The sequence below is a fragment of the Alkalihalobacillus deserti genome, assembly GCF_020734105.1.
Classification (GTDB): domain Bacteria; phylum Bacillota; class Bacilli; order Bacillales; family Bacillaceae_D; genus Halalkalibacter; species Halalkalibacter deserti.
On record NZ_JAJAFR010000001.1, the window covers coordinates 452,995 to 467,969 of the forward strand.

Below are 14,975 nucleotides of genomic sequence, written 5' to 3' on the forward strand. Positions count from 1 at the left end.
AGTTTATGAACTTATTTCAAAAGCTACTGGGGAAAAGGGGGGACACCTTTCCTCTGAAAGATTTGAATCAAAAAAATATTTCAGCAGGTCTTGTAGCTAGTTTACTTGTAATGACAGGACCACCAGTACTTTTACTGCAAGCATCAGCCAATGGAAATTTTACGATGACACAGACAATTCTTTGGATGTCTTCAATCTACGTTATTGGCGGAGTATATAGTATATTACTTCCACTGTATTATCGAATACCTATCGTTGGGGCACATACGATTACAGGAATCGCGTTTCTTGCAACGGTTACCTCTTTAGTTTACTTACTATGAGTTATTAGGGGCTTATCTTTTTTCGGGTCTATTAATGTTTGTCATTGGCTATTGTGGTTTATTTGCAAAACTAATTTACTATGTTCCCAAAGAAGTACTTGCAGCGATGTTAGCAGGAATGATCATGAAATATATGATAGATTTCGTTGGTTCGATTCAGCAAATGGCATCGATTGGTATTGCTTCGCTTTTAGTTTATTTTGTTGTTAGTAATTGGGTAAGGCAGATACCACCAATGCTCGCGGCAATTACCACGGCATTTATCATGTTCGTCTTTACACAATCACTAGAGAGCGGGATTACGCAAACATCTTTTGTTTATCCGACCGTTCTTCTTCCCCAATTTAACCTATTAAGCTTTCTTTCGGTTTCGCTTCCGCTTTCCCTGCTTATTTTAAGCAACGATGCAGCAGTCGGTATTGGGGCGTTACAACAAAATAATTACCGCCCACAAGTAAATCGGATTATTTCATCCAGCGGTATTTTTTCAATGATTACTAGTTTTTTTGGGGGACAGTCTGCGAATATAGCAGGAATGATGACAGCGATTTGTGCGGACAAGGAAGCAGGTCCAAAGGAAAAAAGGTACATGGGGTCGGTTGTTTCAGGGATAATAATCATTTTATTTGGATTACTTTCATATAAACTAGTCCCATTTATTTCTTCATTACCACAAGCATTTGTTTCCATCCTTATTGGTTTTGTACTAATTAGCGTATTCGCAAATAGCCTACACCTTAGTTTCTCAAACCCAACGGTGAAACTGGGTGCAACATTTTCGTTTGTCATCGCGGTTTCCAATATTACTGTATTTCATATAGGTGCACCAGTTTGGGCATTATTAATAGGTACACTTATTGCAAGGTTTGTTGAAAGAAATAGAAGCAATGTTGCCACAAGAACAGAGCGAGGAAAGAGAAAATGGTCTGCATAGTAAACAGGCTTAAGATGAGAATCGTTCTTCTTTTTGCTAATGAGCACAATTCCTGAAAACATAATTGGTTCTTTAAAAAAGGTAACCGACTAACATACAGACTCTATAACCCAAACAAAGGATTCTTTTCACAGTTTCATTTATTCGGATTATAGTTCATTCTTTGATTTAAACGACTGATTTTCCGTTAATGCGATTTAACTCCCCGTTTAAACGGTTGATTTCTTGATTAAGTCGTGTGAGTTCTCTGACTTGCTGCTGATTTTGTCTTCCGAGTTCATTTATTTTGTTTTCAAGATTCTCCCTTTAAGGTTGCTGTTGAAAAAAGCCATTTCGTTCTGGTTGCGAATAAGAATTGTTATAAGGATTTAAACCAAGTGATTGCGGGGGGAATATCCGTGATAGTGATAGAGGTTCATTTGGCAATTCTCCTTAAAAGGGTCGATTTAGATGATATTCCTAATAACTTATGTAGGAAGAGGGCAGAGTGCTAATGAACTGAATTAAATTAATCAATAAATTAAGTCCTGATTCTGTGGAAGGTCTGTATTCATTAAGTTAATCCATTTTATAAATTAATGGAGATTGACAAGTGACAATGAGCAAACGCCTTAGAAAGGTGATTTAACCTTTTATCACCTCCTTGTTTAGGAGACTTTTCGATAGAGAAATATTCAGTTATTCTTTATTATTAAAGAGAGTTATAGATTTGCAACGGTCGTCATAGGTATACCATTTTCGGTAGACCTTTTCTGACATACTGTATATAGAATAAATGACAGTATCGATTATGTTGTAGCAAGTGTGATTTTGAGTTATAGCTTATTTAATCCACGAAACGGTAAAAGGACGGTGTTCAATTTGAAATTATTTCATACGGCCGATTGGCATCTTGGAAAGCTTGTTCAAGGTGTATATATGACGGAAGACCAAAAATATGTTTTACAACAATTTGTACAAGCGGTTGAAGAAGAAAAGCCGGATGCTGTTATTATTGCTGGAGACCTTTATGACCGCTCCATTCCACCAACAGATGCGGTTGATTTATTGGATGAAATTTTAGAGACGATTGTTATTAAGTTAAAAACGCCAGTTCTTGCCGTAGGTGGAAATCATGATGGGCCAGAGCGATTAGATTTTGGCAGCAAAATCATGAAATCAACGGGATTTCATATTAAAGGTTCGTTTACGAAGTTAGTGGAACCGATTGTTCTTCAAGATGAGCATGGTGCTGTACATTTCCATCTCATTCCATATGCAGAACCAAGCAAAGTTCGTTATGAGTTGGAAAACGATGAAATCCGCACGCATGATGATGCGATGCGCGTGGTTATAGAAGAAATTTCAAAGTCGATGGATCGTGATGCTCGTCATGTGTTTATTGGTCATGCTTTTGTAACGCCAGGTGGTGAAAAAAAAGAAAACACGAGTGATTCAGAGCGCCCTTTAGCAATTGGAGGGGTCGAGCATGTGAATGCAAGTCTTTTTGATTCATTTCATTATACAGCTCTTGGACATCTACACCAAGCCCATCATGTCGGAATTGAAAAAGTTCGCTATGCTGGTTCTCCGTTAAAATACTCCATTTCTGAAGAACGCCACAAAAAGGGCTATTATGTAGTTGAGCTAGATAAAGACGGACAAACAACCGTTGAAAAAAGACTGCTTGAACCAAGACGACAGATTCGAACGGTGGAAGGCAAAATAGATGAGATCGAACAACATGAACGAAATGAAGATTATGTATTCATCAGATTGTTGGATGAAAACCCAGTCATTTACCCAATGGAGCGTGTTCGTTCTGTATATCCAAATGCAATGCATGTCGAACGAGCGATAAAAGCCGTAATGACAAGCGAGGAATCAACATCCAAAGTCTCCCGTTCTAAAATGGACGACCTTTCTCTTTTCAAAGCTTTTTACAAAGAGGTGAAAAACGAAGAAATACAGGCAGACGCAGAACAGTTATTTCGCGACGTTTTACAAGAAACTTTGCAAAGGGAAGGTGAGCGAGGATGAAACCATTAAAAATCACGATCACGGCCTTTGGACCTTATAAACATCAAGAAACCATTGATTTTAAAAATTTAAAAGAACATCGTCTCTTTGTCATTTCTGGGAATACAGGAGCAGGGAAGACATCGATTTTTGACGCGATTTGTTTTGCTTTATACGGAGATGCAAGTGGTGAAGACAGAAGCGATTCACGAATGTTACGAAGCCAGTTTGCTGAAGATGACGTTCATACTTCTGTTAATTTTGAGTTTGAATTACGTGAACGGTCGTATCGTGTTTTTCGACAGATGCCTCATATTAAAGGAACCAACAAAACACCAACGGGTGACAAATACGAATTATATGAAACGACAAATCAATCTGAAATTCTATTAGTGGATCGGTTAACAGTAGGGAACGTCAACCAAAAAATTCAAGAGATCATTGGTCTAACAAAAGATCAGTTTAGACAAATTGTGATGCTACCACAAGGTGAATTTCGTAAGCTGCTGACGTCAGATACCGAAAATAAAGAAGAAATTCTTCGTAAGATCTTTCGGACTGTTCATTTCAAGCAAATGACGGAGGGACTGAATGAAAAACGATTGGCATCACAAAAGCAATACGAGAAACAAAGCCAAGAGCGAGATCTTTATATAAAGAATCTAGAGAAAAATCTCCCGAAAAGAGACGATTCCCTTCTTGTTCAGGTGTTTGAACAAGAAAACCACAATACTTATCAAGTGCTTGAAGCGTTAGCCGAAGAGATTGCTTTCTATTTTGAGGAACAAAACAAACAGCAATTACTATTAGATAAAAATAAGAAACACTTACAAGAAAAAACAAATGAGTATCATTTAGCGAAAGCGATCAATGACCGGTTTGCTGCGCTAGAAAACCAGCGCCAACAAAAATTAAAACTGGATGAGCAGCTTCCCATTATTCAGGAAAAAGAACAGAAACTTAGCCAAGCCGTGAAAGCGAGTCAAATTGAAATTCATGAGAGTTACTTCCTTGAAGTAACAACCGAGGAAGACAAGCTGCAGGAAAACCGAAAAACGGCAAAGTCAGAATTAATAGAAGCAGAAACATCTTTCACGAAAGCGCAAATGGCTTATTCAGAGGAAGAAAAGAGGAAGCTAGACCGTGAAGAAGCTAGTTTAACGATTAATAAGCTTAAAGATTATCTTCCTGATGTATCAGAACTGGATCAGAAAAAAAAATCGGTTGCTTTATTGAAACAAGAAGTAAAGGAGCTTCAAGAAAATGTTGAGCAGATTGTGCTTATACTGACAGGCAAGAAAAATGAAAAGACAACTCTTGTTAAACAAATCAAGCACTTAGAGATCAATATAAAAAAAATACCTGAAACAAGTGAAAATTTACAGGTCGTGCAGTCGCAACTTAAAGCAGTAAAAGGCTATCTAGCTTTATCAGCAAAGCAAACAGAGCTTTCTGATCAAGTTTTGCACAAAGAGGAAAAGTTAGGGGAAATAAAGGCTTCTTATGACCAGTTAGAAACACTTTGGATTGAAGGACAAGCAAGTTTACTTGCCAAGCATCTCCATCAGGGGGGACCGTGTCCAGTATGCGGTAGTGAAGAGCATCCAAACCCTGTAGAGTTTACAGCGGAAATCCCAACAAAAGAATTGCTTGAGCAAAAGCGTCTCGAAAAAGATGCAGTAGATGGGGCTTACCGAACTTTGCAGGCTGAACTAAGCGCAGTCTACTTACAGACAAACGAGAAAGAACAGGAATTGCTTTCCTTAGGGGTAAAGGTTAAGCAGACCGAAGCTGACCTTCAGCAGTTATCTCTGGTTGAACAAGGACTTCAAACAGAAATGACATGTTTAAAAGTTGACCAAGAAAAAGTTGAGCAACTAAAAATAGCGCAAGAGAAAATAGAAGATAACATAGAACAATTAGAAACGGAAAAAACGCAAACTGAATCTTTGTTGAATCAAAAACAATCAAGCTATCAAACAGAGCAAGCGTTACTTGAGCAGAAAATGAACGTGATTCCTGAACAATTGCAATCAATTGAAGCACTTGCCGGGGAAATAAAGATTGCGGAACAAGTGAAACAAAAGTTGGAACAGAAGTGGCAGTTTGTTCAACAACAGCTGAATCAAGCAAAAGAACGCCAACTAACAGCAGACATGACATTGAAAAATTTTATTCAGCAGCTTGAGGTAATGTTAGAAAAAAAGGTAAAAGCTCTTACTATGTTTAAGGAAGCTCTTTTAGAGGCGAATTTTGCTTCGGAAGAGGAGTATGTTGCTTCAAAAATACCTAAACGAAACCTTGAAGCTATCAAGACTGAAGTCGAGTTATTTAAAACGAATATCTCTTCACTAACACAACAGATTGTCGATACAGAAAAAGAGCTTCAAGGCAAGGAACACCAAGATTTAATGGTCCTAGACGATCAGTTGAAGTTATTAGGTCAAGAGATAGAAGTGGTTCAACATGATTTAACACAAGTGAATCAGTTCTATGAAACTGCGGTTAAGGCAAAAAATAATATTCAAGTTGCTCATGAACAAGTTAAAGAAGCAGAACAAACGTTTTATCTTCATAAAGATCTTTACGATGTGGTTAGAGGAGAGAACTCGAAAAAGATGTCATTCGAGCGCTATTTGCAAATTGAATTTTTGGAACAAATCGTTCAAGCCGCAAATCAACGTTTAAATCGTCTATCGAATGGTCAATTTCATCTGATCCGAAGTGAACGACTTGAAAAAAGGGGAAAACAAAGTGGCCTTGGTCTTGATGTATTTGATAACTATACTGGGCACAACCGTGATGTGAAAACCTTATCCGGTGGTGAAAAATTTAATGCCTCCTTAAGTTTAGCTCTTGGTATGGCTGACGTTATTCAGTCTCATCAAGGTGGGATTTCCATTGAAACGATGTTTATTGACGAAGGGTTTGGTTCTTTAGATGAAGAGTCCTTAAATAAAGCGATTGATACATTGATCGACCTACAACAATCAGGAAGGATGATTGGAATTATCTCTCACGTTCAAGAGTTAAAGCAAGCCATTCCAGCTATTTTGGACGTGAAGAAAACACGAGAAGGACATAGTCGGACGACTTTTATAATTAAATAGATGACGAAAGCACCCTACTTACGATAGAAGCCACTGAAAAAGATGAAAACGAGAGGCCACTTACAAAGGTAAACATTGTCCTTTATTCAGTGGCTGTTTTCTTTGTCAGACAATAGAAAACGGAGGAAACAAAATTTTAAAAAAGTTTCAGCAATCTTAACAGTAGAAATCCTTGTAGCGAGTGGAGACGATGGATTAGTTGAACCAATACTAGGGGAAGGGTTCTTCGAATAGTATGGGAACGAACTAAGTTTCTATTTTTTTGTCAGCAAGATTTATTACGGAAGAGGAAAAAAGAAACCTTGTTCAACAGTTGAAGAAACTAACGAGTCAACATCTAGATCTAGCTAAGACGTTTCCAGATCCGATTGTTTATCATCAATCGATTAACAGTGACATCAATTAATCAAGTTTCATATTGACCAGATTCATCAAGCGATAACTGAAAGCAAGATCATTTCTTTTCAGTATGGTGATGTGAACATACATAAAGACTTTCAATTGCGACATAAAGGGAACCACTATCAGATTAAGCCTTATGCCCTTGTTTGGGAATCTAATTTTTATTATTTGATAGGGGATGATATCGCATATGATAAAACCAAAAATTCAAGACATTATCCGCTTGCCCGCATGCGGAATGTTTCGATTACGTTTGAGAAGTTCATCAAGAAATCAAGGGATATTAGCTCATACGTTCAACATACATTCAACATATCAATCGCTCCTTTAAATTAAAATGAAGATAACCTCTTGTTAAGTTGTTCTGTTAATTCTAGAATAAAAGAATTACTAAAATATAACTGTGATTTGAATCACAGTTATATTTTTTTAGATTTTTAATTTTGGAATCCTAATTTTTGTATGTTTAACTTAGAAAACCAAATAATAGAAAAATACAACATGTTATACTATTTTTACCTTGAGAAGTTTAAAGTGCTATTCAGTTGGTTTTGTAAAGAAATGCATTAAAGGAGAAAAAAGATGCCAAAACATAAAATCTTATTTCTTGATATTGATGGAACGATTTTAACTCCAGAAGACGAGATTGAAAGATCGACGAAAGAAGCGATCAAACAAGTTCAACAAAAAGGATTAGAGGTGTTCCTTGCAACAGGACGACCACTACATGAGCTTAGTGAAATCGGAGAAGAATTACAAATTGAATCCTTTATTGGTTACAATGGAGCCTACGCTATACATAAAGGAAAAGAGGTATGTATGGAGCCGATGGAGGCAAGGAAAGTTGAATTTTTTTTAAAAGTCATGAAAGACAAGGGTCATGAAGCGGTCCTGTACACAAATGAAAAAAATCTTCTCACTACGAAAAAAGCTCCGGTTATGAGAAAATTTATCAAGCAGTTTCATTTAAAACATAATGATTTGTATCATTCAGCTTATAGCCATGACATTCTAGGGATATCCCTAATGAATCTAGATGTAAATGATGTAGCTCTCTATGAGGAAACTGGTGTCATCCATCTGTCACCAATCAATGTAGAAGGATTTAAAGATCACGCCTATGACGTAATTCGTGACAAAGTTAATAAAGGATTCGCTGTGCAGCAGGTGTTAGATTTCCTTGGCTATCACAAAGAAGCAGCTATTGCCTTTGGAGATGGGATGAATGACAAGGAAATGCTTAGTTCAGTTGGGGCTGGATTTGCCATGGGGAATGCTCAACCGCAGCTTTTTCCATATGCTAAGCATAAAACAACTGATGTAACGAATTCAGGAATCTTTAACGGATTGAAAAGATTAGGTTTAGTTGAATAGAGAAGTAGTTAGTAGAAATTTTACATTTTTAGAACTGAAGTATGCAACGAATAGAGCATGAATAAATTAAGGCTAATTGATTATTACTAAAAATTATAGGGGTCGCTCATTCTCAACGTTTTATCAGTTTATGGGCGAAAAGTCTTTCTGAATTCTTAGAAGGACTTTTTTAGCTCATTTGTATTGGTGTAAACTTAACGTTTAGTGAAAACGAGTTATTAAGGACTTTCTGGCCAAGGAACAAATGAAGCTTAACAAGTTTAAGTCTCCTTTTTCTGAGACAAGGATAGTACACAAAGGCAGGAGGGCGACCCATGGAACGAGAAATCGCATTCAAAGCATTAGTTGGATCAGCTAACTATAATTTAGCCACTCCAGAATCAGATAAGGATTATAAAGTGTTTGTGATTCCTATGTTTGCTGATTTATATCATGGAAAGCTTTACGCAGAGAGCAAAGTGGGGGAAACAATTGATGAAGAATTTCATGACATAAGAAAATTAGTTCATCTTTTCTGGAAGTCAAATGTGAATTTTGTTGAAGTACTTTTCTCGATTGATATGACGATCAATCAAAATAGACCGATAAATAATTACATCCAACAAATTATTGCGCAAAGAGACGAGATTGCTACCATGAATCTGCCTTATTTATACAGAGCATGCAAGGGGATGTATGAAAGTAAAAAAAAATATATTAAAAAGGGAAATAAAGGAACACGATACTTGGTAGAAAAAGTTGGTTTTGATTCGAAGTCTGCAATGCATGCCTATCGTATTTTAGATTTTATCGAAAGATTCTCAGCAAATGAATTTACAAGTTTTAAAGAGGCTATTCAGTACGATGATAAGAGTCGAAAGTTTATGATTGGAATCAAAAATGGATTATTTACGAAAGATCAATACGATGAAATAATGAAAGAGAAATTAACCGTTTTTCAATTGTTAGAAAAAAAGTACATGGAACAACCATCTAGAGAAGAGGTAAAGGAAACGGTAGCAAATATTTTATATAAGATGATTGCTCAAACTATTTCACTTGAAATACAAAAAAGTTCATTTCGAATTTAGTTTGCTTACTTGAAACAAATTTATAACTTATCTCTTAAATGTATTTTTTGTCATCATTAACAAAAAACGCTCATTTTATTTTTAGACCTATTGGTCATTATATAAACAAGCTGATCATTTAGGGGGAAACGAAAACATGGATGAGCAATGTTTTTATTGTGAAGCAACCTTTGAAGATAATTATCATCATGGGTTATTTATTCAAAGAAATGAACACGTAGATAAAGCGTTATGTCCCGATTGTTACAAGGATTGGCTTGAAGGGATAAAAGAATAATGATGCAAAAAAGACAAGGAGTCTTCCTTGCCTTTTTTGCTATTGTTTTGTAATCCATCAGACCGACTGGTTAGTCTTTCTATTCTATTAAGAAACGGCGTGCTTTTGTTTTTCTTGCAGTGCTTTTTCACTCTTTTTAATATCTAGCTTCATCATAATAGAAATAATGAAGGCGAAAAGTATTAATGCCAAGAAAACGTAAAAAACAGGAATATAACTATCCGTTCTCTCTTTAATTTGAGAAACGATCATCGGTCCAAAAACACCACCTAAAGACCAAGTAGTTAGCAGATAGCCATGGATTGCACCGAGCTGTTTCGTTCCGAATAAGTCTCCGACAAAAGCAGGGAGGTTTGAAAATCCGCCACCATAGCAACTAACAACAAGCAGAATCAGAATTTGAAACATAATAATGCTTGTTATAAAAGGCAGTGTTAAAAAAGCTATAATTTGAATTGAGAAGAAAATGATAAACACTGTAGGGCGTCCTATATAATCGGATAAGGTTGCCCAACCAAGCCTACCGCCACCGTTAAAGATTCCCATGATTCCAACCAATGTAGCAGCGGCAGCGGCTGATAAACCTACCACTTCCTGAGCCATTGGAGAAGCTACAGAAATCATCATGATTCCAGCGGTTGTATTGATTAGCATCATTGTCCAAAGCATCCAAAAACGTTTCGTTTTTACTGCTTCTTTAGAGGTTAATTGTTGTAAGTCTTTTTTGATGATTTTTTTTCCAGAGGCAATGTCTTTTTTCATAGAAGCTGGCATCCAGCCCTCTTCTGGAGGCGCAATATAAGAGGCGCCTAGCATCATTAGAATAAAATAACAGCTCCCTAATAAATAGAATGTATTTGTTATACCAATTGTCGCCATTAAATTAGCAGCAACGGGAGCTGTGATTAAAGCCCCTGCACCAAATCCGAGTACGGCCATTCCTGTTGCCAATCCTCTACGATCGGGAAACCATTTAACAAGTGTAGACACCGGTGAAATATAGCCGATACCTAGACCGAGGCCACTTGCTAGACCATATGTAAGTAGAAAAAGTGGCAATGATCCAATGGCAATGGCAATACCAGATCCAGCTTGGCCTAAACCGAATAGTACGGCAGCAAGCATGGCCGATTTTCTCGGTCCATTGCGTTCGACGAACTTTCCAAATAAAGCAGCTGATGACCCTGCAAGTGCCATCATAATGGTAAAGGCGATGGTCACCTGGGTTGGTGACCAACCCATAGCTTCGCTGATCGGATAGGTGTAAACGCTATATGCGTAGGCTGCACCAATAGAGAGGTGTATAGCAATTGCGGATAACGCGATGAACCACCTGTTTTTAGTTGTTTTCATGTTCTTCCTCCTTTAAATCAATTTGAAAGCCCTTACATATATTAGGATATATCCCATTATGATAAAAATCAATGAATTTAAATAATTTATAAACATTGTATGGTGTAACGCAGGTTGAGTTATTTTAAGTTCAGCACTTGTTGCTTGGTGGAAAGGTTATTTAGCGATGTTTTATGGCGGCCTTACCGAAGAAATCATGCTTCGGTTGTTTGGTATGACTTTGATCGTGTGGCTCAAAGTGTTAACCTCAAGCAAATAAGGGGAAGAGATACCGAATTTTCTCGTAGCTCTTCTGTTCGGAGTAGCACATTTGCCACTACAGCTATCGTTTTTGGAGACTTAACAACAGTACTAGTACTGCGAGCATTAGGGTAAACTGATTTATTTTGCTAGCTAGAAAAATAAATCAGTTGAAGTTCTTTCTAGAGGTACTTTACTTCTGAAACTTGACTTGAATCAAGCGAACCTTCGATATTCGAGTTACTTTTTGGTTTGAAAAATGGAGGGCTTCTTAATCGGTGTGATGAGCAGTTATTTCTATGTAGGAAACGTGGTTAAAGTAGAATTTAAAATAGTTAGATATTTGTAGATTTAAAGAGAAAAATAAAGTAAAAAGTATAATAACTACAAAAAACTAACTAATCTGAATATTTACAAAAGTTTAATTATTCACTATGATAAGTGTAGGCAAAAGCCTAAGCAATCAAATTTAATGAAAGGAGTTAAGGAAGTGAAGCAGTTCTTCTTAGCAGGTGCATTACCATAAATGAATGCCATGAAAGGACTGATTCCAATGACGTAGCGTTAGCGAAGTGTATCAGATGATACACGGGGTATAAGGAAAGTAAATACATCACTGTGTAAGAAAGGGATTAACAAGTTCATGAATGACGAATCGATAGTATAGCGACCTCTTATCCAAGTTGGGTAGGAGGTCGTTTTTGTTTTGCCTTAGTTGCCATTCTAGAACAAGTCGTAAAAACCTTTATTCTTTATACACCCACTTTCCTAAGCCTTCATAAACTAACGATAACATCATTAAGAAGGAGTGGATATTTTGAGCAAGGAAAACGAAGTGAATACAAACAAAGAGCCTAAGGTATATGTAGAGAAACAACCCAACCATGTTAATCAACCATTCTTTTATAGAAACAGTAAAATGGATAATATCCACGCGCGTTTCAGTGAAGTACAACGAACGATCGGAACTCATGGGCAAGTTCATAGAACCTTTTCAAACCAGCTTAATGAGCAGCAAGGATTCACGCAAAAGCTTGAAAGAATGCATGATGAACTAAAGGAGACAGTCCAAGAAAAAAGTGATATACAGCAAGAACTCCTTATGAAAGTAAAAAGATATGAAAAAGAGAATAACGATTTTAAAAAGCAGTTTGAAGAATTGATACAATCTAAACACATGCTAGAAGAGCAAGTTATTCATCTGGAAAAAGCAAAAAAAGACTTATATGGAGAAATCAGTCAACATCACACTTATATACAAGAACAAGTGCTTCAGTTTCAAAAAGTGGAAAGCGAGCAACTTGATCAGAAAGTAAGGCATGATGAATTAGTTCAACAAGTTGCGTTACAAGAGATTGACCATGAAGACTTACTAAAGAAAGTGAAAGAGAATAAAGAAGAGTATAAATTGACTCAGTTGCAAGTAGAGGATTTGCTGAAAAAAACAGCAGCGTTAGTGCTACAACATAGAGAGCAAGAGAAAATGCACTTAGAACTATACACACAATTGATCCAACTTAAAGCGGTTTCGACAGAAGTAACGAAACATCTCAATCAGTCTTTGGCTAAATTAAATTCTGAGGTGAAGCAAATTCAAACTCAGAATAAATCAGCTTTTGATTCTGTTAAATCTGTTTAGTCTCTCTTTACTTAGAAAACATAAGAAATGACGGGAGTCGTTTTCTTATGTTTTTTTATGTAGGGAAGGCAGTCTTGCGTATAGAAAAAAGCAAAGACATTTCAGACTAGGAAGTGTACAATAGAGGGATGCTCCTTTGACCAAAAAGTTAGGAGCCTTTTGTGTTCCTAATTATTAATGCGGTTGAGATATAATGAAAAAGTGTAGTGAATTGTTAGTTGGAAGTTTTATTTAAATTGACCGTATAACTACAAAAATAAACGACTAAGATCATACATTACGGAGGAATTAGCATGTATCATGCGGAAATATGGAAAGAAAAGCTAGGGTTATTTTTGGCTATCTTATGGCCAATTATGGTGACTCAAGTTAGTTTTTATGCAATGAATCTAGTCGATACGATGATGTCGGGGCGGGTTGGAACAAATGATTTAGCAGGGGTAGCCATCGGGTCGAGCTTATGGTTGCCAGTTTTTTCTGGGATAAATGGAATTTTACTAGCTGTTACCCCAATTGTAGCGCATTTAATCGGTAGTGGCCGACGAGAAAAAATATCTGATTCTGTCATACAGGGACTTTACTTATCGGTAGTGTTGGCTGTTGCGGTTGTTCTTGCGGGATTTTTTTTACTTGATCCAATCCTAATGCTCATGAATCTGAACCCCGATGTTTACCATATAGCTTTTCATTACTTGATAGGTCTTGCTCTTGGAATTATTCCTTTGTTTGTTGCCAATGTTCTTCGCTATTTCTTTGATGCACATGGGTACACGCGAATCACGATGATTATTACGGTTCTAGCTGTTCCGTTTAATGTTCTTTTAAATTATGGATTTATCTTTGGGAAACTTGGTTTGCCAGCACTCGGTGGGATCGGAGCCGGATATGCAACTGCAATCACCTATTGGATCATTCTTTTATTTAGTATTTGGATGACGTTTAAAGTTGAGGCAATTAGGAAATATCGATTATTTATTCTATGGGCCGTGCCTTCGTGGAAAGCGTGGAAAGAACAGCTTTCAATTGGAATTCCAATTGGGCTTTCGATTTTCTTTGAAGCAAGTATATTTGCCATTGTCACTTTGTTGATCGGAATGATGTTTACGACCGTTACCATTGCTGCACATCAAGTGGCATTTAGCTTTACATCCCTTGTTTTTATGATTCCGTTAAGCATTTCAATGGCATTAACGATTGTCGTTGGCTTTTCGGTCGGTGGAAAGAAATTTAAAGCAGCTAGACAATATAGTCTTCTTGGTGTTCTAGGAGGAATTGGGATCTTAATCATTGGTTCTGTGTTTCTTTTTGTATTTAGAGAGCCGATTGCCTACCTTTATACGCAGGATCGTCAGGTAGTCTTACTTGCAGGGCAATTTTTCATCTTAGCGATTTTTTATCAGATCTCTGACGGTGCACAATCAGGATTACAAGGTGTTTTAAGAGGGTATAAAGATGTAAAGATTCCGTTTATAATTGCTTTTATTTCCTATTGGATTGTTGGGATTCCATCAGGTTATGTGCTGGCTGCTTTTACTACTCTCGGTCCTTTTGGTTTTTGGATTGGTATTATTCTCGGTTTGACTTGTGCAGCGATTGGTTTTCTTATTCGGTTAATTATCGTGCAAAAAAGAGTGATTGAAGCGAGTGAGGGTATTTGACCAAGCATTCGAAAAATCCCGAGTAAATAGTTGCTAGTTTTTGTTACTTGATTCCCCAATGACAAAAGTACAAATAAAAGCACCGTTTCGAGCTGATCATGTTGGTAGTTTCTTAAGACCAGAGCGTTTAAAAGAGGCACATTATGGAAAGATTACTGCAAGTGAATTACGTTCCATTAAAGATGAAGAGATTGTAAGTCTTATGGAAAAGCCAAAGGAAATCGGATTACAAGCCGTAACAGACGAAGAATTCTGACGCGGTTGGTGGCATTTATTACATGTCAAAAGATCAATTTTTGAAGAAGGTCGAAACGAGGTCATTGCAGCGTATACTCGTAAATTATGAGAAATTTTAATGAGTGAGAGAGTTTGAAGCAATCATAAAAGAACAGGATGCAGTTTTACAATGGAGGAAGACAAACCAGAATTGTATTTTCAGCTCGTTCGAAAACAAAAACACTGGGTTGGTTAAACCGATACCATTATAAGTTGAGAATCCTCACTTGGTTTAGTGGGGACTTTTTGTCTGTAGGAGCGTGTTTGCATAAGCGTATTCTTTTTATTTAATAGAAACTGTGAAACTTTCATAATTTCAAA

General features: G+C 36.8%; 12 protein-coding genes and 1 pseudogene. 12 read left to right on the forward strand and 1 reads right to left on the reverse strand.

All coding sequences use genetic code 11. The features are described 5' to 3' along the window. Positions 1 to 5 precede the first annotated feature (5 nt). The 9 genes from LDX58_RS25745 (at position 6) to LDX58_RS02330 (ending at position 9,488) form a co-directional block, all read left to right on the forward strand. Entirely contained in the window at positions 6 to 323 is a 318-nt protein-coding gene (locus LDX58_RS25745; RefSeq protein WP_265416521.1) for a benzoate/H(+) symporter BenE family transporter, read from the forward strand. A gap of 34 nt (positions 324 to 357) precedes the next feature. Next, positions 358 to 1,257 carry a benzoate/H(+) symporter BenE family transporter gene (locus LDX58_RS02295; RefSeq protein WP_265416522.1) on the forward strand — a complete coding sequence of 300 codons (900 nt, stop codon included), beginning with the start codon at positions 358 to 360 and terminating at the stop codon, positions 1,255 to 1,257. A gap of 861 nt (positions 1,258 to 2,118) precedes the next feature. Next, the gene (locus LDX58_RS02300) at positions 2,119 to 3,276 is read left to right on the forward strand and encodes an exonuclease SbcCD subunit D (protein WP_227935237.1); all 1,158 of its coding nucleotides are present in this window, start codon (positions 2,119 to 2,121) and stop codon (positions 3,274 to 3,276) included. Further along, complete coding sequence (locus LDX58_RS02305) at positions 3,273 to 6,365, forward strand: AAA family ATPase (RefSeq protein ID WP_227935238.1); 3,093 nt, start codon at positions 3,273 to 3,275, stop codon at positions 6,363 to 6,365. The genes LDX58_RS02300 and LDX58_RS02305 overlap by 4 nt, the downstream gene beginning before the upstream one ends. Positions 6,366 to 6,627: 262 nt before the next feature. Beyond that, the gene (locus LDX58_RS02310) at positions 6,628 to 6,771 is read left to right on the forward strand and encodes a hypothetical protein (protein WP_227935239.1); all 144 of its coding nucleotides are present in this window, start codon (positions 6,628 to 6,630) and stop codon (positions 6,769 to 6,771) included. A gap of 20 nt (positions 6,772 to 6,791) precedes the next feature. Continuing rightward, on the forward strand, positions 6,792 to 7,103 hold the full coding sequence (locus tag LDX58_RS26575; RefSeq protein WP_227935477.1) for a WYL domain-containing protein: 312 nt from the start codon (positions 6,792 to 6,794) through the stop codon (positions 7,101 to 7,103). Between the two features lie 246 nt (positions 7,104 to 7,349). After that, positions 7,350 to 8,141: a Cof-type HAD-IIB family hydrolase gene (locus tag LDX58_RS02320; RefSeq protein ID WP_227935240.1), complete on the forward strand. Its 792-nt coding sequence runs from the start codon at positions 7,350 to 7,352 to the stop codon at positions 8,139 to 8,141. A gap of 314 nt (positions 8,142 to 8,455) precedes the next feature. Further along, positions 8,456 to 9,211: a DNA polymerase beta superfamily protein gene (locus LDX58_RS02325; RefSeq protein WP_227935241.1), complete on the forward strand. Its 756-nt coding sequence runs from the start codon at positions 8,456 to 8,458 to the stop codon at positions 9,209 to 9,211. 136 nt (positions 9,212 to 9,347) lie between these two features. Beyond that, entirely contained in the window at positions 9,348 to 9,488 is a 141-nt protein-coding gene (locus LDX58_RS02330; RefSeq protein ID WP_227935242.1) for a hypothetical protein, read from the forward strand. A gap of 87 nt (positions 9,489 to 9,575) precedes the next feature. Here the strand turns inward: LDX58_RS02330 and LDX58_RS02335 are convergent, their stop codons facing one another. Next, positions 9,576 to 10,841 carry an L-lactate MFS transporter gene (locus LDX58_RS02335; RefSeq protein ID WP_227935243.1) on the reverse strand — a complete coding sequence of 422 codons (1,266 nt, stop codon included), beginning with the start codon at positions 10,839 to 10,841 and terminating at the stop codon, positions 9,576 to 9,578. A gap of 1,057 nt (positions 10,842 to 11,898) precedes the next feature. Between LDX58_RS02335 and LDX58_RS02340 the strand changes: the two genes are divergently transcribed. The 3 genes and pseudogenes from LDX58_RS02340 to LDX58_RS02350 form a co-directional block, all read left to right on the forward strand. Further along, a complete protein-coding gene (locus LDX58_RS02340; protein WP_227935244.1) occupies positions 11,899 to 12,720 on the forward strand; it encodes a hypothetical protein in 822 nt (273 codons plus the stop codon). A 293-nt stretch (positions 12,721 to 13,013) separates the two neighbouring features. After that, positions 13,014 to 14,378 carry an MATE family efflux transporter gene (locus LDX58_RS02345; RefSeq protein WP_227935245.1) on the forward strand — a complete coding sequence of 455 codons (1,365 nt, stop codon included), beginning with the start codon at positions 13,014 to 13,016 and terminating at the stop codon, positions 14,376 to 14,378. A 58-nt stretch (positions 14,379 to 14,436) separates the two neighbouring features. Further along, positions 14,437 to 14,631: pseudogene (locus tag LDX58_RS02350) on the forward strand (5-methyltetrahydropteroyltriglutamate--homocysteine S-methyltransferase); the annotation flags it as partial. Positions 14,632 to 14,975 lie beyond the last annotated feature (344 nt).